The organism is Bradyrhizobium sp. AUGA SZCCT0431, from assembly GCF_018131065.1.
Lineage (GTDB): Bacteria > Pseudomonadota > Alphaproteobacteria > Rhizobiales > Xanthobacteraceae > Bradyrhizobium.
The window spans coordinates 181,401-204,526 of sequence record NZ_JAFCLR010000004.1; the positions used below are offsets into that span (position 1 = coordinate 181,401).

At 62.7% G+C, this 23,126-nt stretch carries 22 protein-coding genes; 15 read left to right on the top strand and 7 right to left on the bottom strand.

What is annotated here, in order from left to right; genetic code table 11:
- Positions 1–13: 13 nt before the first annotated feature.
- Positions 14–619: a TIGR00730 family Rossman fold protein gene (locus tag JQ567_RS05305; protein ID WP_212437814.1), complete on the bottom strand. Its 606-nt coding sequence runs from the start codon at positions 617–619 to the stop codon at positions 14–16.
- Positions 620–832: 213 nt separating this feature from the next.
- Here JQ567_RS05305 and JQ567_RS05310 point away from each other — a divergent pair, with 213 nt between their 5' ends.
- The 15 genes from JQ567_RS05310 to JQ567_RS05380 all read left to right on the top strand — a co-directional run bounded on the left by JQ567_RS05310 (position 833) and on the right by JQ567_RS05380 (position 17,731).
- Complete coding sequence (locus tag JQ567_RS05310) at positions 833–2,779, top strand: ABC transporter ATP-binding protein/permease (protein WP_212437815.1); 1,947 nt, start codon at positions 833–835, stop codon at positions 2,777–2,779.
- A gap of 57 nt (positions 2,780–2,836) precedes the next feature.
- Entirely contained in the window at positions 2,837–3,541 is a 705-nt protein-coding gene (locus tag JQ567_RS05315; RefSeq protein WP_212269531.1) for a phosphatidylserine decarboxylase, read from the top strand.
- Between the two features lie 79 nt (positions 3,542–3,620).
- Positions 3,621–4,505: a phosphatidylcholine/phosphatidylserine synthase gene (locus JQ567_RS05320; protein ID WP_212437816.1), complete on the top strand. Its 885-nt coding sequence runs from the start codon at positions 3,621–3,623 to the stop codon at positions 4,503–4,505.
- A gap of 144 nt (positions 4,506–4,649) precedes the next feature.
- Complete coding sequence (locus JQ567_RS05325) at positions 4,650–5,369, top strand: RraA family protein (protein ID WP_212031725.1); 720 nt, start codon at positions 4,650–4,652, stop codon at positions 5,367–5,369.
- A 54-nt stretch (positions 5,370–5,423) separates the two neighbouring features.
- Positions 5,424–6,392 carry a tripartite tricarboxylate transporter substrate-binding protein gene (locus JQ567_RS05330; RefSeq protein ID WP_212437817.1) on the top strand — a complete coding sequence of 323 codons (969 nt, stop codon included), beginning with the start codon at positions 5,424–5,426 and terminating at the stop codon, positions 6,390–6,392.
- A 277-nt stretch (positions 6,393–6,669) separates the two neighbouring features.
- Positions 6,670–7,443: a motility protein A gene (locus JQ567_RS05335; RefSeq protein ID WP_212437818.1), complete on the top strand. Its 774-nt coding sequence runs from the start codon at positions 6,670–6,672 to the stop codon at positions 7,441–7,443.
- A gap of 33 nt (positions 7,444–7,476) precedes the next feature.
- Positions 7,477–8,304, top strand: a complete 828-nt coding sequence (locus tag JQ567_RS05340; protein ID WP_212031722.1) for a flagellar motor protein MotB — start codon at positions 7,477–7,479, stop codon at positions 8,302–8,304.
- Between the two features lie 159 nt (positions 8,305–8,463).
- Positions 8,464–10,362: a potassium transporter Kup gene (locus tag JQ567_RS05345; protein ID WP_212437819.1), complete on the top strand. Its 1,899-nt coding sequence runs from the start codon at positions 8,464–8,466 to the stop codon at positions 10,360–10,362.
- 153 nt (positions 10,363–10,515) lie between these two features.
- Positions 10,516–12,444 (top strand): potassium transporter Kup, encoded by a 1,929-nt coding sequence (locus tag JQ567_RS05350; protein WP_212437820.1) that lies wholly within the window; start codon positions 10,516–10,518, stop codon positions 12,442–12,444.
- A gap of 63 nt (positions 12,445–12,507) precedes the next feature.
- Entirely contained in the window at positions 12,508–12,960 is a 453-nt protein-coding gene (locus JQ567_RS05355; protein WP_212437821.1) for a GNAT family N-acetyltransferase, read from the top strand.
- Positions 12,961–13,110: 150 nt separating this feature from the next.
- Positions 13,111–13,458, top strand: a complete 348-nt coding sequence (locus tag JQ567_RS05360) for a rhodanese-like domain-containing protein (protein WP_212437822.1) — start codon at positions 13,111–13,113, stop codon at positions 13,456–13,458.
- Between the two features lie 25 nt (positions 13,459–13,483).
- The gene (locus JQ567_RS05365) at positions 13,484–14,653 is read left to right on the top strand and encodes an aminotransferase (RefSeq protein WP_192740427.1); all 1,170 of its coding nucleotides are present in this window, start codon (positions 13,484–13,486) and stop codon (positions 14,651–14,653) included.
- Positions 14,654–14,658: 5 nt separating this feature from the next.
- Positions 14,659–15,765 carry a polyamine ABC transporter substrate-binding protein gene (locus tag JQ567_RS05370; RefSeq protein ID WP_212437823.1) on the top strand — a complete coding sequence of 369 codons (1,107 nt, stop codon included), beginning with the start codon at positions 14,659–14,661 and terminating at the stop codon, positions 15,763–15,765.
- Between the two features lie 143 nt (positions 15,766–15,908).
- Complete coding sequence (locus JQ567_RS05375) at positions 15,909–16,829, top strand: pyridoxal-phosphate dependent enzyme (RefSeq protein WP_283816458.1); 921 nt, start codon at positions 15,909–15,911, stop codon at positions 16,827–16,829.
- A gap of 311 nt (positions 16,830–17,140) precedes the next feature.
- Positions 17,141–17,731: a hypothetical protein gene (locus JQ567_RS05380; RefSeq protein ID WP_312017350.1), complete on the top strand. Its 591-nt coding sequence runs from the start codon at positions 17,141–17,143 to the stop codon at positions 17,729–17,731.
- A gap of 386 nt (positions 17,732–18,117) precedes the next feature.
- Here the strand turns inward: JQ567_RS05380 and JQ567_RS05385 are convergent, their stop codons facing one another.
- The 6 genes from JQ567_RS05385 to JQ567_RS05410 form a co-directional block, all read right to left on the bottom strand.
- The gene (locus JQ567_RS05385) at positions 18,118–19,053 is read right to left on the bottom strand and encodes a lipid A biosynthesis lauroyl acyltransferase (protein WP_212437825.1); all 936 of its coding nucleotides are present in this window, start codon (positions 19,051–19,053) and stop codon (positions 18,118–18,120) included.
- A gap of 80 nt (positions 19,054–19,133) precedes the next feature.
- Entirely contained in the window at positions 19,134–20,411 is a 1,278-nt protein-coding gene (locus tag JQ567_RS05390; RefSeq protein WP_212437826.1) for a beta-ketoacyl-ACP synthase, read from the bottom strand.
- Between the two features lie 104 nt (positions 20,412–20,515).
- On the bottom strand, positions 20,516–21,718 hold the full coding sequence (locus tag JQ567_RS05395; protein ID WP_212437827.1) for a beta-ketoacyl-ACP synthase: 1,203 nt from the start codon (positions 21,716–21,718) through the stop codon (positions 20,516–20,518).
- Positions 21,711–22,184, bottom strand: a complete 474-nt coding sequence (locus JQ567_RS05400) for a 3-hydroxyacyl-ACP dehydratase FabZ family protein (protein ID WP_212437828.1) — start codon at positions 22,182–22,184, stop codon at positions 21,711–21,713. Before JQ567_RS05400 ends, JQ567_RS05395 begins: the two co-directional genes overlap by 8 nt.
- 9 nt (positions 22,185–22,193) lie before the next feature.
- Positions 22,194–22,487, bottom strand: coding sequence for an acyl carrier protein (locus tag JQ567_RS05405; protein ID WP_192740419.1), 294 nt, complete (start codon positions 22,485–22,487; stop codon positions 22,194–22,196).
- Positions 22,488–22,669: 182 nt separating this feature from the next.
- The gene (locus tag JQ567_RS05410) at positions 22,670–23,107 is read right to left on the bottom strand and encodes a hypothetical protein (RefSeq protein ID WP_249165256.1); all 438 of its coding nucleotides are present in this window, start codon (positions 23,105–23,107) and stop codon (positions 22,670–22,672) included.
- Positions 23,108–23,126: the final 19 nt, after the last annotated feature.

Consider the following 23,126-nt stretch of genomic DNA (forward strand, 5'->3'; position numbering starts at 1 on the left):
GGAATCCTTCTATCTACAGCCGTCGCGCGACGTCCGGCACCATCTCCTGGGTGCCCGCGGGCGCAAGGGCTGCGGCGGCGCGCAGGCGCGGCAGGATGTCCTCGACGCGTTCGGCCTTCAACACCTCGACATCCAGGGCAGGGCGGATGAACTGATTGGCGCGCATATGCGTCAATAGCGCGATCAGCGGCTCCCAGAAATTATCGATGTTGGCGAGCAGCACCGGTTTGGTATGTCGGCCGAGCTGTTGCCAGGTCATCTGCTCGACCAGCTCTTCCAGCGTTCCGACGCCGCCGGGAAGGGCGACGAATGCATCCGATCGTTCGAACATCAGCCGCTTGCGCTCGTGCATGTCAGGCGTGACGACCAGTTCGGTAAGGTTCGGATTCATGCGCTCGCGGTTGGCAAGAAAGTCCGGAATGATCCCGGTGACGGTGCCACCGTTATCCAGCACGGATTTGGCAACCGCGCCCATCAGGCCCACTGATCCTCCGCCATAGACGAGGCGGATACCGTTCTCGGCGAACACCTTGCCCAGAGCGGTCGCCGCTTCGAGGAAACGGTGGTTGGAGCCGGAGCCGGAGCCGCAATAGACGCAGACGGTTTTGATTTGGTTCATGCAATTTATGTGGCACTGCAGCGTAAAAAGCTCAAGTCCAACAATATACTGCCGCAGCGGTTTTGAACCCGAAATATGGGCAAACTGGAGAAAGTTTTGCCTTTCAAGGCTGTACGCGGCGTTCAAACGCTCTATATCACGAGCAGAATGACGATCATTGGAAACCATGTGACGGCGAACGGGCGCGCCATCAGACTTTTGGGCGCTTGATCCATGGCCGACACTGATTCGCGAGCCGACGAAGCGCCGCTGCCCGCCAGCGACTCCCTCGAAAAGGCGACCCTGATCGGGACGCTGGCGCATCTGTGGCCCTATATCTGGCCCGGCGACCGCGCCGACCTGAAAATGCGCGTGGTCTGGTCGATGGTGCTGCTGCTCGTCGCGAAGCTCGCGACGCTGACGGTGCCCTTCACCTTCAAATGGGCGATCGACGCGCTCAACGGCCACGGCAGCGCGCCGGTGGAACCGTCGAACTGGACGCTGTGGCTGATCGCGTCACCCTTGCTGATGACGGCAAGCTACGGCGCGGTGCGGGTGCTGATGGCGGTGCTGACGCAGTGGCGCGACGGCATCTTCGCGCGCGTTGCGATGCATGCGGTGCGCAAGCTCGCCTACATCACCTTCGTGCACATGCACGAGCTGTCGCTGCGTTTCCACCTCGAGCGCAAGACCGGGGGACTGACCCGCGTGCTGGAGCGCGGCCGCACCGGCATCGAAGTGATCGTGCGGATGGTGATCCTGCAACTGATCCCGACCATCGTCGAGGTGTCGCTGTTGATGGCGGTGCTGCTGTGGCAGTTCGACTGGCGCTACGTGCTGGTCACCGCGGTCACGGTCGTGATCTATATGTACTACACCTACATCGCGACCGAATGGCGGATCGAGATCCGCCGCAAGATGAACGATTCCGACACCGAGGCGAACACCAAGGCGATCGACTCGCTGCTCAACTACGAGACCGTGAAATATTTCAGCGCCGAGCAGCGCGAGGCCGCGCGCTACGACCGCTCGATGGAGCGCTACGAACACAACAGCGTGAAGACTTACACGTCGCTCGCGGTGCTCAACACCGGGCAGGCGGTCATCTTCACGCTCGGTCTCACCGCGACCATGCTGATGTGCGCGATCGGCGTGCGCAACGGCACCAACACCGTCGGTGACTTCGTCATGGTCAACGCCATGATGATCCAGTTGTACCAGCCGCTCAATTTCATGGGCATGGTCTATCGCGAGATCAAGCAGGCGGTGATCGACATCGAGAAGATGTTCAGCGTGCTGTCGCGCAACCCCGAGATCAAGGATATCCCGAGCGCCGTGCCGCTGGTGGTCGGTTCGGGCAATGTGCGTTTCGAAGACGTGCGGTTTGCCTATGACCCCGAGCGTCCGATCCTGAAGGGCCTCAGCTTCGAGGTGCCGGCGGGCAAGACGGTTGCGATCGTCGGCCCCTCGGGGGCGGGCAAGTCGACGATCTCGCGGCTGCTGTTCCGCCTTTACGACGTTTCCGGCGGTCAGATCCTGATCGACGGCCAGGACATCAGGAACGTCACCCAGGCGTCGCTGCGCGCCTCGATCGGCATGGTGCCGCAGGATACCGTGCTGTTCAACGACACCATCCGCTACAACATCCGCTACGGCCGTTGGGACGCCAGCGATGCGGAGGTGGAGGAGGCCGCGCAACTGGCGCAGATCGACAGCTTCATCCGGATGTCACCGCTGGGTTATGAGACCCAGGTCGGCGAACGCGGACTGAAATTGTCCGGCGGCGAGAAGCAGCGCGTCGCGATCGCGCGCACCGTGTTGAAGGCGCCGCCGATCCTGGTGCTCGATGAGGCGACCTCGGCGCTCGATAGTCACACCGAGCATGAAATCCAGGAATCGCTCGAACGGGTCTCGCGCGGCCGCACCTCGCTGGTGATCGCGCATCGGCTCTCGACCATCGTCGGCGCCGACGAAATTATCGTGCTGGATCAGGGCCGCATTGCCGAGCGCGGCACGCATGCCCGGCTTTTGGCTTCCGCCGGACTTTATGCCAGTATGTGGAACAGGCAGCGCGAAGCCGAGGAGGCGCGGGAGAAACTCGCGCAGATCGACGACGACAACGAGGCGCCCAACCGCACCCCGCCGCCGGTCCAGGATCCTCTGGTCACCGCTGCGGAATAATTGCAATACCGCTCGATCCCGAAAGAACGGGACCGGGCCAGCCAATAGTGAGCCTTGATGTCGATTGCCAATTCCATCCGCGCGCAAATCCCGCCGATCCATCCCGAGGGCTATCCCTTCATCGGCGGCTTTGCGCTTGCTAGCCTGGTCCTGTTCTGGATCTGGACGCCGCTCGGCTGGATCGGCACGATCCTGACGGTATGGTGCGCGCTGTTCTTTCGCGATCCCGTGCGCGTCACCCCGGTACGCGAAGGCGTCGTGGTGTCGCCGGCCGACGGACGGGTCTCGATGATTTCTCAGGTGTTGCCGCCGGCCGAGCTTGGTCTCGGCGACCGGCCGCTGCTGCGCATCTCGATCTTCATGAGCGTGTTCAACTGCCACGTGAATCGCAGTCCGGTGGCGGGGCGGATCGACCGTATCGCCTACCGGCCCGGCACCTTCATCAATGCCGAACTCGACAAGGCCAGCGAAGACAATGAGCGCAACTCGCTGGTGATCTCGACCGCCAGCCATGGCCGCATCGGTGTGGTCCAGATCGCAGGCCTGGTGGCGCGACGTATTGTCTCGTTCGTGCGCGAGGGGCAGACGATCGGCGCCGGCGAGCGGTTCGGCCTGATCCGGTTTGGCTCGCGGCTCGACGTCTATTTGCCCGAAGGCGGCAAATCGCTGGTTTCCGAGGGCCAAACCGCGGTCGCCGGCGAGACCGTGCTGGCCGATCTCGGCGGCGCCAGCGAGCAGGGGCGGACCTTCCGCGCCGATTAACCATCCGAATGGCTGAGGCGCCTGCCGGCCGCCACAATGGCGGCGCAGGCTGGCACTTGCTATATATTGGCGAGCCATGATGATACCCGATCCCAAATCTCCGGAAATGCGCCGCCGCCGGTTTCGTCCGATTCCGATCCGGATGCTGGTGCCGAACTTCATCACGTTGCTGGCGATCTGCGCCGGGCTGACGGCGATCCGGCTGTCGATCGAAGGCCGCATGGAGCTCGCGGTTGCCGCGATCGTGTTCGCGGCGGTGCTGGACGGGGTCGACGGCCGCGTTGCGCGCATGATCAAGGGCCAGTCGAAATTCGGTGCCGAACTCGACAGCCTCGCGGACTTCGTCAATTTCGGCGTCACGCCCGGCCTGATGCTGTATTTCTGGCAGTTGCACGAACTCGGCAACGGCGGCTGGATCGCGGCAATGGTGTATGCGATCTCAGGCGGCCTGCGGCTGGCGCGGTTCAACGCCAGCATCGACGATCCGAACAAGCCCGCGTTCGCGGCAAATTATTTCACCGGCGTCCCGGCGCCGCTCGGTGCGTTGACCGTGATGCTGCCGATCTATCTGGTCTTTTTGGGCGTCCCGCAGCCGCCGGCCATACTGACCGCGTTCTATACGCTGCTGATCGGATTCCTGATGGTGTCGCGGCTGCCGGTGCTTTCCGGCAAGACCGTGCGCATGCGCGTGCCGCCGGAAATGGTGCTGCCGGTTTTCGTCTCGGTGGTCTTCTTCATCGCGCTGCTCGTGAGCTATCCCTGGTACATTCTCTCGGTCGGGACCGTGCTGTATCTGTTGAGCCTGCCGTGGGGCTGGAAAACCTATCGCGATCATGAACGAAACGCCGCTGCCGCGCTGGCGGCTGCGACCACCGATGCCGCCGCACCCGCCGGTCCGGCACCCGTCTTCCCGGCGGCTCCGGCCGACGCCGAGCATGACGACCGCCCGGCGCGGCTGAACTGAGCCGCCACGCGACTTCCGTTATATCTGCCAAGATAGCTGCCATGAGCGCTGGCCGAGTTGGGTTCGACCCCAATCTCGGCTATAGGGCTTGGCGATGTCAGGCTGTCCAGAATTCCGGCCCCAAAAAATCAGGAGAGAAACGCAGTGACCCAGTCCGCTTCCGCCCCGCTACCGGCTTCCGTGCTTGAAGCGTTGGCCCGCTACGACACGCCGACGATCTGCAATGCGATGGAGATCGTGGCGCCTGAGCGCCGGCTGATCGGCTACACCACCAAGCCGCTGGTCTGCCCGTTTCCCAATCTGCCGCCGATGGTCGGCTACGCCCGTACCGTGTCGATCCGCTCGGTGCTCAAGTCCGGCCTTCCGGCCGACGAGCAGGCAAGGCGCCGCATCGCCTATTATGAATATGTCGGCACCGGCTTTGGTCCCCGCATCACCGTGATCCAGGATATCGACGGCGCCGACGTCGGCTATGGTGCGTTCTGGGGCGAAGTGCAGAGCAACGTGCACAAGGCGCTCGGCTGCCTCGGCGTCATCACCGATGGTTCTATCAGGGACATCCCGCAATGGGCGCCGGGCTTCCAGGCGCTGGCCGGATCGATCGGTCCGTCGCATGCCTGGGTGCATGCCGAGAGTTTTGGCGGCGAAGTGCGCGTCGCCGGCATGACGGTGCATTCCGACGATCTGATCCATGCCGACCAGCATGGCGCGATCGTGATTCCGATCGATATCGCCGCCAAGATTCCGGACGCCGCCGAACTCTGCGGCCGCCGCGAGACGCCGATCCTGGATATCGCGCGCAGCCCGGATTTCACGCTCGAGAAACTGAAAGAGGCTTTGAAGCGTTCCGCTGAAATCCACTGACGAAAACAACCACCGGCGAAAAGTTGGGGTAATTAACACACGAGGGGAAACGTCATGAGAGCCTTTTGGGCGGCGCTGTCATTGCTTGTCATTGCCGGCGTCGCGGAGGTCGAGGCGCAAACCTATCCGTCGCGCCCCATCACGCTCGTCGTTCCCTTTCCGCCGGGCGGATCCACCGACGCCGCCGCCCGGATCATGGCCGAGCGGATGCGCGCAACGCTCGGGCAGTCGATCGTGATCGAAAATGTCGGCGGTGCCGGCGGCAGCATCGGCGTCGGTCGTGTCGCCCGCGCGGCGCCGGATGGTTACACCTTCGACATCGGTCAATGGGACACCCATGTCGGCAGCATCATCTACAAGCTCGACTATGATCTCGAAAAGGATTTCGAGCCGATCGCGCTGATCTCCAACAACCCCCAGCTCATGGTCGCCAAGAAAGATCTGCCCGCGAACACGCTTGGCGAACTCGTGACCTGGATGAAGGCCAATCCCGGCAAGATCAATTTCGTCAACCAGAACGCGGCCGCCAATGTCACCGGGGTCATGTTCGAGAAGCTGACCCGGCAGAAGGTGCAGTTCATTCCCTATCGTGGCGCGGGACCGGCGATGACCGATCTCGTCGCCGGCACCGTCGATCTATTGGTGGTGCAGGGCGCGGTGGCGTTGCCGCAGATCCGTGCCGGCGCGATCAAGGCGCTCGCCAACCTGTCGGTGGCTCGCTCGGCCTCGATGCCTGATATCCCGACGGCGGATGAGACCGGCGTGCCCGGACTTTATATGTCGGGTTGGTTCGGCTTCTGGGCGCCGAAGGGAACGCCAAGGGAGATCATTGCCAAGCTCAACGCGGCCACCGTCGAGGCGCTGGCCGATCCGGCGATCCAGAAACGCTTTACCGAGCTGGGGCTCGACGTCGCCCCGCGCGCGCAGCAGACGCCGGAAGGACTGGCCGCATTCCAGAAGGCCGAGATCGACAAATGGTGGCCGATCATCAAATCCGCCGGGATCGGCGTGCAGGCGCAGTGAACTGACCGAGCGAGCTGATCGGTTGAACTGACTGCCCCTGCGCTCCGCGGTGGCCGGCTCATTATGGTTAGCGAAAGGTTGCGATCGCACCAATGGCCTTGATCCCGACGGATTCCTGGGCCCGGGACGTCGGCCCTCGCAATTGTACGGCACAGCCGCGGCTTAACCTTTACGCGTCTTTAACAGCGCCGACGTAGGGTTCAATTGGCGCGGCCCCGTATGGGGCGCGCCACCGTCCAGGACGGGCAGGTCGTTCGCGTACGCGTCGGAGTTCAGAATGGATATCACCACGCTCATTGGCCTGGTCGTCGGCGCCATCGTGCTGTCGACGCTGATTTTGATGGGTGGCGATTTCCGGATGTTCTACGACATCCACGCCGTCATCATCATTTTCGGCGGCTCGTTCGCGGCGACGCTGATCCGGTTTCCGCTCAGTGCGATCCTGCATGGCATGCCGCTCGGCGCCAAATTCGCCTTCACGATGAGCCGTCTGTCGGCGCGCGACCTGGTCGATGAACTCGCCCGTATCGCCGAAATCGCCCGCAAGCAGGGTCCGGTCGGGTTAGAAAAGGTCGACACCAACGAGCCGTTCCTCGCCAAGGGAATCCGCTACGTCGCCGACGGTTACGATCTGGAATTCATCCGCGACAACCTCGAGCGCGATCGCGACAATTTTCTGATGCACCTGAACGAAGGTTCGAAGATCTATCGCGCCATCGGCGACTGCGCGCCGGCGTTCGGCATGATCGGCACGCTGCTCGGCATGGTGCAGATGTTCTCGAACATGCAGGATCCTTCGAAACTCGGTCCCTTCATGGCCGTCGCCTTGCTGGCAACGCTGTACGGCGCGCTGGTCGCAAACCTGATCTGTCTGCCGATCGCCGACAAGCTGCATGGCAAGCTGCTCGACGAGGAGACCAATCGCACACTGATCATCGACGGCATCCTGATGATCCGGGATTCCAAGAGCCCGGCGCTGGTGCGTGAGATGCTGCTGGCCTATCTGCCCGAAAAGCATCGCCACGAGGAAGGCGAACTGGCGCCGGCCTGACCCTTCGGCAGCATCCAGGCGCGGATATAGAGCATGGCCAAGAAAAAACGCGAAGAGGCACATGGCGGTCACGGCTGGTTCGTGACGTTTGCCGATCTGATGGCGTTGCTGCTGGCCTTCTTCGTGATGCTGGTCGCGTTTTCCAGCCAGGACAAGGACAAGCTGAAGATCGTCGCCGGCTCGATGCGGGAAGCGTTCGGCGTGCAGACCGAAGTTCGCTATTCCGGCATCGTCGAATCCGACGGCCTGCCGACGCGGCCGAAGCTGAAGAGCGCCGCTCATATTTCGCCGGAGGAAGCCTCCGCCACGCCGACCCCGGACGAAAAGGACCGCACCCGCGAGAGCGGCGCCAAGCTGACGGTCGACCGCGAATTCGCGCTGGCTTCGGCATCGTTGCGGCAGGCGTTGCAGGACCTGCCGGAACTGACCGAGATGTCCAAGCACATCATGTTCGAGGAGACCAGCCAGGGCCTCAATCTCGAGATCGTCGATCAGGAAGGGCGGTCGATGTTTGCCGATGGCTCCAAGGTGCCCCATGACCGCACCCGCCGGCTGATCCAGAAACTCGCGGTTCCGCTGAAGGCGACGCCACTGCGGTTGTCGATCGTGGGCCATACGGCGGCAGGCTTCCTGCCGGCGCGAAGCGACTATGGCGCATTCGATCTTTCGGCCGACCGCGCCAACACGGTGCGTCAGATCCTGGAGCGCGAGGGCCTGCCGCCATCGCACGTCTTTGCGGTATCCGGCAAGGCCGACAGCCAACCGCTGTTTCCCGATGATCCGACGTTGCCGGCAAACCGTCGCGTGACCATCACATTAATGCGCGAAAATCCGCCGCTTCCACCTGGCTTGAAGCCGTAAATCGACGCTACTACCATCTTACCTCTCGAATAGTGTGATGAAATTTGCTTTGCGTGGGTGCCGCATCCCCAGCGGTGCTATGCTTGCCGATGATTGACAGGCGACGCAGAAGCGTCGATAGCCGCCCGGATCAAATAACGAGAGCGTGTTTCCCGCGTCATGACTGTCAGCGCCACATCCACCGAGGCCCATGAGGGGCAGGTCACCTCAGGCTTTTGGGCCCTGACACTGGGCAGCATCGGCGTGGTGTTCGGCGACATCGGCACTTCGCCGCTGTATGCGTTCCGCGAAGCCGTAACCCATGCGGCGGCGGGCGGGCCGGTGTCGCGCGAGATCGTGCTCGGCGTACTCTCCCTGATCCTGTGGTCGCTGTTCATCGTCGTGACGGTCAAATACGTGCTGCTGCTGCTGCGCGCCGACAATCATGGCGAGGGCGGCACGCTCTCCCTGATGGCGCTGGGTCAGCGGGCGCTGGGCCGGCGCAGCTGGGTGTTGATGGCGCTCGGCGTCGTCGGCGCCTCGATGTTCATCGGCGATTCCATGATCACGCCGGCGATTTCGGTGTTGTCGGCGGTCGAAGGTCTCAAACTCGTCGCGCCGGCGCTCGACCATTATGTGGTGCCGCTGACGATCTTTATTCTGGTGCTGCTGTTCTCGGTGCAGAGCAGCGGCACCGCGCGCGTCGCGTCGGCGTTCGGACCGGTCATGGTGGTCTGGTTCGCCACGCTGACGATTTTGGGCCTCATCCACATCAGCGACGATCCTACCGTTTTGCAGGCGATCAATCCCTATTACGCGATCCAGTTCGTGCTTTCGCACGGCATGATCGGACTGGTGACGCTGGGCCTGGTGTTTCTGGCGGTGACCGGCGGCGAAGCGCTTTATGCGGACCTCGGGCATTTTGGACGCAAGCCGATTCAGGCCGGATGGTTCTATCTGGTGATGCCGGCGCTTCTGATCAATTACTTCGGGCAGGGCGCCTTGGTGCTGTCCAATCCGGCGGCGATCGTAAGCCCGTTCTACCGGCTGGCCCCCGAGATCCTGCTGCTGCCGCTGGTGGTGCTCGCGACGGCGGCCACGGTGATCGCGAGCCAGGCGGTGATCACGGGCGCCTATTCGCTGGTGCGGCAGGCGGTGCAACTCGGCCTGTTGCCGCGGTTCGAGGTTCGCTACACCTCCGAGAGCCATGCCGGGCAGATCTACCTGCCGCGGGTCAATCGGATGCTGCTGCTCGGCGTGATTCTGCTGGTGCTGCTGTTCCGCACCTCGAGCGGATTGGCTTCCGCCTATGGCATCGCCGTTTCCACCACCATGGTCGTCGACGGCATCATGGGTTTTGTCGTGATCTGGAAGTTGTGGAACTGGCGCGCGGCGACAGCGGCCGCGTTGATCCTGCCGCTCGTCGTCGTCGATATGGCGTTCTTCACCGCCAATCTGTTGAAGCTGCTCGAAGGCGCCTGGGTCCCGTTGCTGTTCGGGGTCGCGATGGCGGTGATGATCTGGACCTGGCGCCGCGGCGCGGCGATCCTGATCGCCAAGACGAGGCGCATCGAGGTGCCGCTGATCGACCTGATCAAAAGTCTCGAAAAGCGTCCACCGCACATCGTCAAGGGCACCGCGGTGTTTTTGACCAGCGATCCGAATTTCGTGCCCACGGCGCTGCTGCATAATCTCAAGCACAACAAGGTGCTTCACGAGCACAATGTGATCGTGACGATCGAGACCGCACAGACGCCGCGCGTCGATCCGGCCGAACGCGTCAAGATGGAGACCATCAGCGAAAAATTCGCCACCGTGCGGCTGCGTTTCGGCTTCATGGAATCGCCGAACGTGCCCAAGGCGCTGGTGATCGCCCGCAAGCTCGGCTGGCAGTTCGACATCATGGCGACCTCGTTCTTCGTCTCGCGGCGCTCGCTGAAGCCGTCGGCGCAGTCGGGAATGCCGCTATGGCAGGATCATCTGTTCATCGCGATGAGCCGGTCGGCCAACGATGCCACCGACTATTTCCAGATCCCGACCGGGCGGGTCGTCGAGGTCGGAACTCAGGTAACTATCTGATTATCTGAAGAAATTTCCGACCGCCAGTTCCCTGGAACCCATGCGCGGAATGCATATCGGAGGCCTGAATTCAGGCTAACCTATGCATTCACGACAGGAGTATAGGCCTGCACTTCCTGATTGTGCAGTGCGGCAAAAACCGAGGCCTGTCTGATGTCATCCCAGATTGCGATTACCGCGGCGGAAACGCCCGCGGCCAACGGGCATGGGGAAGTCCATTCCACCGCCGGCTTCAAGGCGCTGATGCTGGGCAGCATCGGTGTCGTCTATGGCGATATCGGCACCAGCCCGCTGTATGCGCTGCGCGAGGCCATCGTGGCTGCGAGCGGGTCTGACGGCGTCACCACGCAGGCCATCCTCGGCATTCTTTCCCTCATTCTCTGGGCGCTGATCATCGTCGTTACGCTGAAATACGTGGTCATCCTGCTGCGCGCGGACAACAACGGCGAAGGCGGAACTCTGGCGCTGATGGCGCTGGCGCAACGCGCCGTCGGCAACGGGAAAGGCGCCGCCGCGATCGTACTGCTTGGGATCATCAGCGGCGCGTTGTTTTACGGTGACGCCGTCCTTACGCCGGCGCTGTCGGTGCTGTCGGCGATCGAAGGCATCAAGCTCGTCACCGTGAGATTCGAGCACTACGTCGTGCCGCTCACGGTGATCATTCTGATCGTGCTGTTTGCGGTGCAGTCGCGCGGCACCGCACGGGTCGCCGCATTCTTCGGGCCGGTGATGTGTGTGTGGTTCGCCGTGATTGCGATCGCGGCCGTTCCGCAGATCATGCGTCATCCCGAAGTCCTGCTGGCGCTCAATCCGCTCCATGCGGTTTCCTTCATGACCCATCACGGCGTGATTGGTTTCGTGACGCTCGGCGCGGTGTTTCTCGCCGTCACCGGCGCGGAAGCGCTCTACGCCGATCTCGGCCATTTCGGCAAACGGCCGATCCAGACCGCCTGGCTCTACATCGTGTTGCCGTCGCTGGCGCTGAATTACATGGGGCAGGGCGCGCTCCTGATCGGCGATCCCAAGGCCATCGAGAACCCGTTCTTCCTGATGTTCCCGGACTGGGCGCTGATCCCGATGGTCGCGCTTGCCGCGCTGGCGACCGTGATCGCGAGCCAGGCCGTCATCACCGGCGCTTATTCACTGACGCGCACCGCGATCCAGCTCGGCCTGATGCCGCGGTTTGAAATCCGCCATACCTCCGAGTCGCATTCCGGCCAGATCTACATTCCGCGCATCAATCTGCTGCTGTTCATTTCGGTGATTCTGCTGGTGCTGCTGTTCCGCTCCTCCAGCGCACTGGCCTCGGCCTACGGGATTTCCGTGACCGGGACCATGGTGGTCACGGCGATGATGGGCTTTGTCGTGATCTGGCGGGTCTGGAAATGGTCGGCGGCGGCAGCCGCCGCGCTGATCGCGCCGTTCTTGTTCCTCGATCTCACCTTCCTTGCGGCCAATCTGCTGAAAGTGTTCGAAGGCGGCTGGGTGCCGCTGGCGCTGGGCGGCATCGTGATGCTGCTGATGTATACGTGGCGGCGCGGCAGCCGGCTGTTGTTCGAGAAATCGCGCAAGCTGGAATTCCCACTCGCCGAGCTGGTGGCGATGCTGGAGAAGCGGCCACCGCAGCGGGTCCCCGGCACGGCGGTGTTCCTGACCAGCGATCCCGAAAGCGCACCGACGGCGCTGATGCACAGCCTGAAGCACTACAAGGTGCTGCACGAAAAGAACGTCATTCTTACCATCGAAACCGCGCCGACGCCGCGGATCGATGATTCCGAACGGATCCGGATGGAGCAACTGAGCGAAACCTTCTCCAAGTTGACGCTGCGGTTCGGCTTCATGGAGCAGCCCAATGTGCCGAGAACGCTGGCGCTCGCCCGCAAGCTCGGTTGGCAGTTCGACATCATGGCGACGTCGTTTTTCCTGTCCCGCCGCGCGCTCAAGCCGGCCGCGCATTCGGGCATGCCGCGCTGGCAGGACCATTTGTTCATCGCGCTCAGCCGCAGCTCCAACGACGCCACCGACTATTTCCAGATCCCGACCGGGCGCGTGGTCGAGGTGGGAACGCAGGTGACGATCTAGGCGCTACAATCTGGTATGACATCCGCGCGGGTCTCACGTCCCCGCCGCTGGATCACACGTCAGATGGCTGCTGCCGTTCACCGCCTGGCTACGTTCCACGACGCGGCGCTTCTGTTCGAGGTGCGGCGACGATCGATCCTTGAGTTGGCGCCGCCGAAAATGCCGGTCGCAGACGCCGAGGCGTGGGCGAGGCAGCTCGCGCCTGCCGGAATGGAGCGGAAGCTTCGCGACCTGGAAATATGGATTGCCGAACTGGATGGCCTCGTGGCCGGGTGGGGCGCCATCCACGGCGACGTCCTTGAGGGGCTGTACACGGCCCCCGAATATGCCGGGCAAGGCGTCGGCGCAGGGTTACTTGACCGGCTCGAAGCGCTGATGCGTGGACGCGGCATCGATGCGGTTCGCGCCGAAGCAAGCACAAATGCCAAGGGATTCTACCTGCGACGGGGTTACAGGGTGACCGGTCCGCAAACGCCGGTCGGGGCCTGGCCGATAGCAAGGCAACTTCTGCCCTGAAAACACCGCCGCGAGAGAATAAATGGCGTCATGCGATGGTGGCCGCATGGCCCGTTTTTGGTCATCCTTTAAACCGTTCGCAGCGCTTGATTTTCGCCGCGCCAGAGGCGAGTTTGGCGCCCGGCTGGCGGGCGGGACCCTCAAAGCAGGATGTCGGGAGGATATTACGTGGCGGACCATCAGGTGCACGATTTGACGCCGGAAGATGTCGCAAAGGGCATGGCGGAGGGACGCTATCTGCTCGTCGACGTGCGCGAGCCGAATGAGGTCGCGGTGGAAGCCTATCCTGGCGGCGTGGTGGTTCCGCTGCAGTCGTTCGATCCGGCGGCCATTCCGGACCCCAAGGGCAAGCAGGTGGTTTTTGCCTGCCGCTCCGGCAAGCGCTCGGTGACGGCGTCGCTGGCGGCGCAGGCCGCGGGGCTTCCCTATGACAAGCATTTGGCGGGCGGCATCCTTGGCTGGAAGGCTGCGGGATTGCAGACCAAGGCCGGCGGTTGATTTTTCCAGGGACTGCTTTGAAAAAATGACCTCCATGAACAAGGTCTTCGCCGACCTTCCCGTCACCGTCTTCGAGGCGATGTCGCAAGCCGCGCGCGACAACAACGCCATCAATCTCGGCCAGGGTTTTCCTGATGATCCCGGGCCCGAGGATATCAGGCGCGCCGCGGCGGACGCGTCGATCAATGGCTATAACCAATATCCGTCGATGATGGGCATTCCGGAACTGCGGCAGGCGATCGCGTCCCACTATGGACGCTGGCACGGCCTCTCGCTTGATCCGATGAGCGAAGTGATGGTGACGTCGGGCGGCACCGAGGCGCTGACGTCTTCCATTTTGGCTGTGGTCGAACCCGGCGATGAGGTCGTCTGCTTCCAGCCGGTCTATGACAGCTACCTGCCCATCATCCGGCAGGCCGGCGGCATCCCGCGGCTGTTGCGCCTCGAGCCGCCGGACTGGCGGCTCAGCGAGGAGATGCTGCGCAGCGTCTTCAATCACAAGACCAAGGCGGTGCTGTTCAACAACCCGCTCAATCCGGCCGCCGTTGTCTATCCGCGCGAGGACCTCGAATTGCTGGCGCGGTTCTGCCAGGAGTTCGACACCATCGCGATCTGCGACGAGGTCTGGGAGCATGTCACCTTCGACGGCCGCGAGCATATCCCGCTGATCACGATCCCGGGCATGCGCGACCGCACCATCAAGGTCGGCAGCGCCGGCAAGATCTTTTCGCTGACGGGGTGGAAGATAGGCTTCGTCTGCGCCGCGCCACCGCTGCTGCGCGTGGCCGCGAAGGTGCACCAGTTTCTCACCTTCACGACCGCGCCCAACCTGCAGGCCGCCGTCGCCTACGGTCTCGACAAGCCGGCCGAGTATTTTTACGACATGCGCAAGGAGCTGGCGCGGAGCAGGGATCGCCTGACCAAGGGGCTCGAGAGCATCGGGTTTCCTGTCCTTAAATCACAAGGCACTTATTTCCTGACCGTCGACCTGTCGCCGCTCGGCCTCAACGAGACCGACGTGCAATTTTGCCATCGCATTGTGAACGACTACAAGGTCGCCGCGATCCCGGTGTCGGCCTTCTACGAACAGGATGCCGTGACGTCGGTGGTGCGTTTCTGTTTCTCCAAGAAGGACGCCACCCTGGACACGGCGCTGGAGCGTCTGTCGGACGCGGTACATCGCCGGAAGAGGTAGACGAGATGCGCGACCGGAACCGCAATGTTGTTGGTTTCATTGCCGCGGTTGCCGCGATCCTGTTGTTGTCGCCGGCGCGAGCCGAAGAGCGCACGGTCAATTTCTACAATTGGTCGAACTACATGGCGCCTGGCGTGCTGGAGGACTTTACGAAGGAAACCGGCATCAAGGTGGTCTACGACACGTTCGACGCCAACGAGACGCTGGAGACGCGGCTGCTGGCCGGAAAATCCGGCTACGACGTCGTCGTTCCCACCGGCTATTTCCTGCAGCGCCAGATCACGGCCAAGGTTTTCCTCAAGCTCGACAAGTCGAAACTGCCCAACCTCGCCAACGCCTGGCCGGTGGTGACGAAGCAACTCGCGACCTACGATCCCGGCAATAATTACGGCGCCAATTACATGTGGGGCACCACCGGGATCGGATACAACGTCAAAACGGCGCAGAAGATTTTGGGCGCTGACGCCAAAATCGACAGCTGGGACATCGTCTTCAAGCCGGAGAACCTCGCAAAATTCAAGGATTGCGGCATCCACATGCTGGATTCCGCCGACGACATTCTGCCCGCGGCGCTCAGCTATCTCGGCATCGATCCGAACTCGACCAAGCAGGCCGATCTGGAGAAGGCCGCCGATCTCGTCACCAAGATCAGGCCTTATGTCCGCAAGTTTCACTCGTCGGAATATCTGGGCGCGCTGGCGTCGGGTGAAATCTGCTTCGTGGTCGGCTGGTCGGGCGACATCATGCAGGCGCGCAGCCGGGCGGCGGAGGCCAGGAACGATGTCGAGATCGGCTACACCATCCCGAAGGAGGGCGCGCAGATGTTCTTCGACAATCTCGCGATCCCGGCCGATGCCAAGAACGTCGCGGAAGCCTATCAGCTGATCGACTACCTCTACCGCCCGGAGATCGCCGCCAAGAACTCGGATTTCCTGTCCTACGCCAACGGCAATCTGGCGAGCCAGAAATTGGTCGATCCCAAAATCCTGGGCGACAGGAACATCTATCCGGATGAGGCGATCCAGAAAAAGTTGTTCGTGATCAACGCCCGCGATCCCGCGACCCAGCGCGTCATCAACCGGCTCTGGACGCGGGTGAAGACCGGGAAGTAGGAGCTACAGGCACGGTCGCGCGGCGAAATATTCCAGGTCAGCTTTCACGAGAAAAGTCGGACCGTCACAACAGCTGATTAGACACGAATGTGGATCTGCCTGATAAGCGGCGATGTTCATTCGCATTTGCCGCTAAGCCGAAAATGCCTCGTCCGTTGGTCGTTCCTTCCCCCGGCGATCTCCAATTCATTGCTCGCCAAGTCTTAGAGACTCCTGTGCGATCCTCGCCCGTGCTGGACGCGCAAGTCGGGCGGATGATCCACGTCAAGGACGAGACCGTTCAACGCAGCGGATCGTTCAAGTTTCGTGGTGCCGTACTTGGGCTAAGAAACGCCGAGCGAGGTGTTGTTGCTGCCGGAGCAGGAAATTTTCCAATCGCGGTTGGTTTGGCGGCTCAGGTGCTCTACAAACCAGCATTTCTGATTATGCCCAGCGACGCACCAGATCTCAAACGAGAACAAGCGCGTAAAACCGGAGCTGAGATAATGATCGCCGAGCGGTCGGAGCTGACTGCACGTGCGCAGGCGGAAGCGCGAAGACGCGGTTGGCGTAACCTGCATGCCTTCGAAGACATCGAGATGATTGCGGGAAGCTATACGCTTGGTTCTGAGGTGGCAGCCGCCATTGAGGCGAGCAGTATTGCTTCCGATGCGGTGGTCGTGGCCTGCGGTGGTGGCGGACTGGCTGCGGGTGTGACTCTTGCCCTGCGGTCGCGGTCTATTTCCGCTGCGATCTATGTTGTCGAGCCGGCCACCCACCGACGATATGCCCGGGCACGCGAAGCGGGGATGCCGGTGGGGATCGAACCTTCAGGGGATACGATATGCGATGCGCTGCGCTCGCGTCAGATCGGGACGCGCGCATTCGAAATCCTGGAACAGTCGAACGTCCGGGTGTGCGCGGTCGACGACGAGCTGGTGCAGGGTGCCATGGCGCTGCTCCACGAGACATGCGGCATTCGGGCGGAGCCGAGCGGAGCGTTGGCGATGGGCGCGGTCCTCGCAGGCGCCGTCGGCAGGGAGCATTCGCGCGTGTGGGTCATTGCTTGCGGAGGAAACGGGTAAACCTTTGGCGATGGAGAGAGCCAGCGCCGTTAGGCTCAACTTGGAAAGCTCTTATTAAACGTGGCGGCGCCACCGGCTCCTCCAAGGTGGAAAGGCTTGCCGCTGCCGGCAAGATTTTCCGGTGTGCGGTCCAGGCTGGCAGCGGGAACATCAGTCTTTTCAATCGTCTCCGCGTGGCATAGCGATTGCCCTCACCCTGAATGCTGCGGAAGGGTGTCCCCATGATTACGAGTACAGCTGGTGCCGGGAGCTATTTGCGTCCCGCGCAAATCTCATCGACGACGGTGTTGACACGGGCCGACGCGTTACCCGTGCCCGAGGCAGACGCAAGCACCGCAACAGCAAAAGCGAAGCCGGGCATTCCCGTTTCGGACCTGAAGAAACTCGACACATCCGGACTGAAGGCCGTCTCGATCAAGGACACCCCCGAGCTTCGCGACCGGATAGCGATGATGTGGCTGTCGACGCAAGCCGCCAGCTCTGCCGCCGCCACCGATGTGCCCGACAACGCGCCGAAAAACATCTATGCGACCGTCAAGGTCAACGGCAAGATTGTTGCCACCCTCTATAACGGCGGTTCTTCGGTGATGACGAACGAGGCCGCGGGAAAAGTCGGAGACCTGCAAGATCCTCCCGGGCTGAACGGTGGCCCTGATCTGGCGCAATCGCGCGCGGAACGTATCGCGAAGGCCGTGGGCGGAACGATCGACAAGGCTTCCACAGCGATCACGCAATCCGCATGGCGGCCACGTCAGAGCGCATCGACAAGCTATACCCGTCAGCAATTGGATGCCGCCTTCGAGGCGATGCAGGCGGAAGGGCAGAAGGCCATCGCGCAGCGGCAGGCGGGTTATTCAGTTCCGCAGGGGTCCTCCGGCGTCTATGCGGACATCAACGCCTGAGGCCGTCTGGCTGCCAGCGGCGGTGCCGCCGTGGCCCCGATGAACCAACGGGGCGCGCGAATGCGCGCCCGATGACAGGCTCCGCGATATCGGGCAATGCCGTAAGATCCTGGATGTTGGTGCGCTGCTGTTGCCGGAACCCACGGCAGATTCTATAGCTCCCGCCGGGAGCATCACATGACCAACTTCCTCGCGTTCTTTTCAACGCGCACGCTGCTGCAGATCATCTTTGTCCTCGGGGCGACCGTAGCGATGAAGGCCTGGAACCTGGGGTTGGTGTTCGGCGGATAAGCCAGCTTGTAGCCCGGATGAGCGAAGCGAAATCCGGGGCCGGTGTCGCAAAGTCCCGGATATCGCTTTGGCTCATCCGGGCTACGAAAAGCTGCCTACCGCCACCTTCGGTGCAGCCACAGCCACTGGTCCGGATATTCGCGCACCCAGCCCTCGATGACAGAGGTCACGGCCTGCATCGTGCCGGCGATGTCGATCTGCCCCGACGCATCGCGCACCGGCTTGACCTCTTCGGAAAGTTCGGCGCGGAAGCGATGGTTGGGCAGGCGGATGATGCGCACGCCATGGATCGGGCATTCGACCTGGCGCACCAGGCGCGCCAGCGTCGGATTGGCCTTGGTCTTGCGGCCGAAGAAGGTGACGTCGACGCCGTTGGTCAAATACTGATCGACCAGCATCGCGACGTGCTGGTTGTTCTGCAGCGCTTCGGCGAGCTTGAGCGGCGCCTCACGGCCGGCCGGAATCAACGTGCCCATTTTGACGGCGCGGATCCGCTCGATCGCGCGATCGGCGGATTCGCTGTTGGGCCGCCGGAACAGGATCGCGCAATCTAGTCCATGCGCGACGGCACCGAGCGCCGGTATTTCCCAATTGCCGAGATGGCTCGCGAAGATGATGGCCGGCTTGCCGTCGTCCCGCAGCGTATCGAAGATCTGCTTGGTCCGCGCGCCGAACTCGACGCGGCTCGGCTTGTCCGGATGATCGACGTCGTAATCCCAGATGTGATCGAGATGGGCAAATTCAGCGCCGATGCGGCCAAGATTGTCCCAGACGCCGGCCAGGATCTTCTCGATCTCTTCCGGTGATTTTTCCGGGAAGGCGGCCGTGAGGTTCTCGCGGCCGATCCGGTCCTCACGCAGCCTGCGGCCGATGAAGCGCGTGACGCGGCCGAAGAAATTGGCGGTCTTGTCCGGATCGAAGTAGCGCGTGGTGCGCAGCAACGCGATCGTCAGCGCGCCCACGGCGGCTTCCGTGGCCGGCTTGGCGGCGTCGCGCAGGCGCGCCTTGGTGCGTAGGAGCAGGCGGTTCATGAGGACTACGATAGCGTTTTCAAGCGAAGTGGATCCCGGTTCGCGTCAAGAAAACGCGTCAAAACAAGAAACCGCAGCTGCTAGGCCGGTTCACGCGTCAGGATCAGCGAGGCATTCTGCCCGCCGAAGCCGAACGAGTTGGACATCACGGCGGTGACGCGGGCGTCGCGCGCTTCGTTGGCGACGACGTCGAACAAAATGGCCGGATCCGGAACCTCGTAGTTGATGGTCGGCGGAATCCGCTGGTGCTCGAGCGTCAGCAGCGAGAACACGGCCTCGACCGCGCCGGCGGCTGAAATCGTGTGCCCGACCATCGACTTGTTCGACGACACCGGGATATTCGGCAAATGATCGCCGAACACGACGGCGGTGGTGTTGTACTCCATCTTGTCGTTTTCGGGCGTCGCGGTGCCATGCGCGTTGATATGGTCGATCTGCTCCGGCTCGAGGCCGGCATCCGCCAGCGTCTTGCGCATGCAGCCGATGATCGGCTTGCCGTCCGGGCTGGAGCGGGTGCGGTGGAAGGAGTCGGTCAGTTCGCCGCAGCCGGCGACGACGCCCAATATCCTTGCGCCCCGCGCCGTTGCGGACTCGTAGCTTTCCAGCACCATCGCACCGGCGCCTTCCGCCATGACGAAACCGTCGCGGTTCTTCGAGAATGGTTTTGAAGCTGCTTGCGGCGGATCGTTCTGTGTCGATAGCGCCGACAGCAGCGAGAACCGCACCAGGGCTTCCGGATTGACCGAGCCGTCGGTCGCCACGCACAAGGCCGCATCGGCGTCGCCGCGGCGGATCGCTTCGACGCCGAGCTGGATCGCGGTCGCGCCGGACGCGCAGGCGGTGGAGAGCGAGATCGGCGACCCCTTGGTGCCGTAGGTTTCGGCCAGATGGCTTGCCACCGAGCCGAACATGAAACGATGATGGAACGCGGCGAACCGGCCACCGCCGCTGACGCGTAGCATGTCCTCATAGCCGAAATCGGTCTTTCCGATCGCGCGTCCGAGTTCCAGCCGCTGCGGCCACTCGACCTCGACGGGCGCCACCGCAAGAAACAGCGGCCCGGGGAAGTCGGCCTTGCCGCCGATGGCGGCCTGTTCGAGCGCTTCCTCGGTCGCCATTTTGGCCAGCTGCTCGGTCAGTCCCGTCGAGGAGACGGGATCGACGCTGACGAAGTCGACTGTGCCCGCCATGGTCGACTTCAGGCCGTCGACCGGAAACCGTGTCACGGTGCGAATGCCGGATTCGCCGGCGGTCAGCCTGGTCCAGTTGTCCTTCTTGCCGGCGCCAAGCGATGTCACGACACCCATGCCGGTGACGACGACGATCGGCCTGCCGAATTTATCGCGTGGTGCTGACATGTTTCCCCCGTCGATGCTGCGCCGTAACTCAAAAGCGCTCGCGCGCTCATTTCATGGTCTCGGCGTGATCCCGCCTGAACAGCTGTCTTGTTCCGGATCACGCGCTACTTGATGGCCTCGACCAGCGCCATGCCTTCGCCCTGCCAGTGACCGGCCCCGAGCACCACAATCTGGTTCGGCACACCAGGCTTTTCAACCTCGAGCCCGGTCGGATCGTTGGGCGGAAACAGCGCGCCGCGCGACAGCGACAGTGCCGCCAGCGCCAGTCCCAGCGGAAACTGGGTTTCCAGCGTGTGGCCGAACATCGTCCCGGTCGCGCGGACGGCAAAGCCGGGATGCTGGCGCAGGAATTCCTTTTCCTCCGACGTCACCGGTCCGACGCCGGTCGCGCCGGTAATCAGGTTGCCGGCATCGCCGGTGACGCCGAGCTTCGGCCACAGTGCTTCCAGCGATTTCGTCACCGCGCCGGGTTGCTTGCGCTGGGCGAGGTCGGCGACCACCTTGGTCAGCCGCGCGTAGGGCTTGGCGCCGCGGGCTTCGGCGTGCTCGCGGGATTCCATCACCAGGAAGCAGCCGGCGGAACCAAGCGCGAAACCGCCTTTGTCGTTGCGCTGCCACACCGGGGCGTATTTCTCGGTCAGATTGAAGTCGCCGAATTCATAGAGGATGAGCAGATCGGGGCGCTCGCCATTATGCGCGGCGCCGACCAGCGCGATCTCGCTCTGCCCGGATTCGATCCGCGCCAGCGCGATCCGCGCCGCATCGATGGAGGCTGCTTCCTCGCCCATGAAAGTGCGCGAGGTTCCGGACACGCCATGGACGATGGCGATGTTGCCGGCGAGCAGGTTGGAGAGCTGGGCCAGAAACAGCGTCGGCCGCAAATCATTCATCAGCCGTTCGTTGAGGAAGGCCGGACTCGAATTGCCCTTGGCGTCGGCGTTCATGATCGCGAGGTCGACGGCAATGTCGCGCTCGCCGCCGCCGGCAGCCACGATCATGTCCATCCGTCCCAGGATTTCCTGGTTGCCTTTGACGCCGGCGGAATCCAGCGCCAGCCCGGCGGCATAGGTGCCGATGCGCTGCCAGGCTTCCATCTGGCGCTGGTCGCCCTTTTTCGGGATCTGCGCGTCGAAGCTGACCGGGGCGAGGGGATGGACGATGTAAGGCGCGAAGCGCTTGTCGTCGACATTGATGCGCTTCTGGTTCAGCGCATCCCAATGCGCGTCCAGTCCCTCACCGAGCGAGGACACGATGCCGATGCCGGTGATCCAGACTTCCTTGGCAGGCGATGCCGTGGGCTCAGTCATGCTTCAGCACCTGCAGGGGAAACCCGATCTCCTTTGCCTTCGCGTCCATGAACACGCGAAAAGTCGGGTCGGGGAAGGGGGCAAGACCGAAGGTGATTTCGGCACTGCACTTCAAGTCCTTGCCGATGCGGCCCTTGGCCTTGGTGACCGCAAAACCGGAACCTTCGTGCTCGACCTTGGCCTCGATCGTCAGCAACTGACCGGGACTGACGAAACCGCGCATCTTGGCTTCCTTGACGATGGCCAGGAACGGCATGCGCTCGAATTTCAACACGCCGAGCAAGAGCCAGCCCGAACTCTGCGCCATCGCTTCGGTCAGCAACACGCCGGGCATGATTGGAAAGCCGGGGAAATGCCCCTCGAAAATGGTGTGCTTTTCCGGAACCTGGGCTTCGACCACAATCGTCCGTTCGCCGAGGTTGAGGTCGACGATCCGATCGATCAGCTGGAAATAATCAAGGTTCATGGTGGGCGATTACGCGCCCGTGCCCGCGTTCTTGGCGGCGACCAGTTCGTCGATACGATCGGCGAGGTTCTTCAGCACGAAGTACTGTTCGGTCGTCGCCTTGCCGTCGTTGACCTCCTGGGTCCATTTTTCGAGCGGCATCTTGATCCCGAACGCCTTGTCGATGGCAAAGGCGATGTCGAGAAAGTCCAGGCTGTCGATGCCCAGATCGTCGATGGCGTGACTCTCCGGCTTGATCGTGTCGCGCGGAATGTCGCAAGTCTCGGCGATAATGTTGGCGATCTGATCGAATGTAGAAGACATCATTAAGCCTTTGATATACTGGAGATAAATCCGGGACGGCTAGGAGGAGGCGGGCGCGGCGTTTTTCCCCAGGCCGGAGTCGAGAGCCCGTATATCGGAGCGCAGCCTTGAGTTCAATGGAGGTTGGCAACCCCACAGTGGACCGATTTATAGGCAAAAAACGGCCCGTTTAGGCCTGCCTTCTAACTGTGCGGCATTGCGGAAATCCGGGCGCAGTCCCGGCGTCCCATCAGCACGCAATCCTGGGTCTTGCGCAGATCGGCAATGCTGATTGCGAGCCATATCCCGATCACCGTCAGCGCCATCGTGAAGGCCAGGGCCGCAATGTTGGCCAGCATGCGATGACGGAAGTCGTCCGGCTCGTCACGGGACCGTTCGTAGCGGGACAGATCGTTTGCCGCCGGTTGGGCATTGGTCGGGGCGGGCGGCTGGGCATTGGCCGCGGCAGGGTCGTCCCGCCGGCTGGGGGGATGGGCCGAGGTGCGCGGCCGGAATTTGACCACGACGTGCTCGTCATCCCTTTGTATGGGCAACTGGGTCTTCACTGCAGTCGGTCCGCAAAGGTTGTGCTCCTGTTTAGCACGCCGGCCGTGCTTCCAACATAAAATGTTGGTGCGCATCCACGCAGGCCCATCCCCG

Coding starts and splice junctions, on each gene's coding strand:
- JQ567_RS05305 (WP_212437814.1), bottom strand. CDS start 619: ATGAACCAAATCAAAACCGTCTGCGTCTATTGCGGCTCCGGCTCCGGC.
- JQ567_RS05310 (WP_212437815.1), top strand. CDS start 833: ATGGCCGACACTGATTCGCGAGCCGACGAAGCGCCGCTGCCCGCCAGC.
- JQ567_RS05315 (WP_212269531.1), top strand. CDS start 2,837: ATGTCGATTGCCAATTCCATCCGCGCGCAAATCCCGCCGATCCATCCC.
- JQ567_RS05320 (WP_212437816.1), top strand. CDS start 3,621: ATGATACCCGATCCCAAATCTCCGGAAATGCGCCGCCGCCGGTTTCGT.
- JQ567_RS05330 (WP_212437817.1), top strand. CDS start 5,424: ATGAGAGCCTTTTGGGCGGCGCTGTCATTGCTTGTCATTGCCGGCGTC.
- JQ567_RS05335 (WP_212437818.1), top strand. CDS start 6,670: ATGGATATCACCACGCTCATTGGCCTGGTCGTCGGCGCCATCGTGCTG.
- JQ567_RS05340 (WP_212031722.1), top strand. CDS start 7,477: ATGGCCAAGAAAAAACGCGAAGAGGCACATGGCGGTCACGGCTGGTTC.
- JQ567_RS05345 (WP_212437819.1), top strand. CDS start 8,464: ATGACTGTCAGCGCCACATCCACCGAGGCCCATGAGGGGCAGGTCACC.
- JQ567_RS05350 (WP_212437820.1), top strand. CDS start 10,516: ATGTCATCCCAGATTGCGATTACCGCGGCGGAAACGCCCGCGGCCAAC.
- JQ567_RS05355 (WP_212437821.1), top strand. CDS start 12,508: ATGGCTGCTGCCGTTCACCGCCTGGCTACGTTCCACGACGCGGCGCTT.
- JQ567_RS05360 (WP_212437822.1), top strand. CDS start 13,111: ATGTCGGGAGGATATTACGTGGCGGACCATCAGGTGCACGATTTGACG.
- JQ567_RS05365 (WP_192740427.1), top strand. CDS start 13,484: ATGACCTCCATGAACAAGGTCTTCGCCGACCTTCCCGTCACCGTCTTC.
- JQ567_RS05370 (WP_212437823.1), top strand. CDS start 14,659: ATGCGCGACCGGAACCGCAATGTTGTTGGTTTCATTGCCGCGGTTGCC.
- JQ567_RS05375 (WP_283816458.1), top strand. CDS start 15,909: ATGCCTCGTCCGTTGGTCGTTCCTTCCCCCGGCGATCTCCAATTCATT.
- JQ567_RS05385 (WP_212437825.1), bottom strand. CDS start 19,053: ATGAACCGCCTGCTCCTACGCACCAAGGCGCGCCTGCGCGACGCCGCC.
- JQ567_RS05390 (WP_212437826.1), bottom strand. CDS start 20,411: ATGTCAGCACCACGCGATAAATTCGGCAGGCCGATCGTCGTCGTCACC.
- JQ567_RS05395 (WP_212437827.1), bottom strand. CDS start 21,718: ATGACTGAGCCCACGGCATCGCCTGCCAAGGAAGTCTGGATCACCGGC.
- JQ567_RS05400 (WP_212437828.1), bottom strand. CDS start 22,184: ATGAACCTTGATTATTTCCAGCTGATCGATCGGATCGTCGACCTCAAC.
- JQ567_RS05405 (WP_192740419.1), bottom strand. CDS start 22,487: ATGTCTTCTACATTCGATCAGATCGCCAACATTATCGCCGAGACTTGC.
- JQ567_RS05410 (WP_249165256.1), bottom strand. CDS start 23,107: ATGCGCACCAACATTTTATGTTGGAAGCACGGCCGGCGTGCTAAACAG.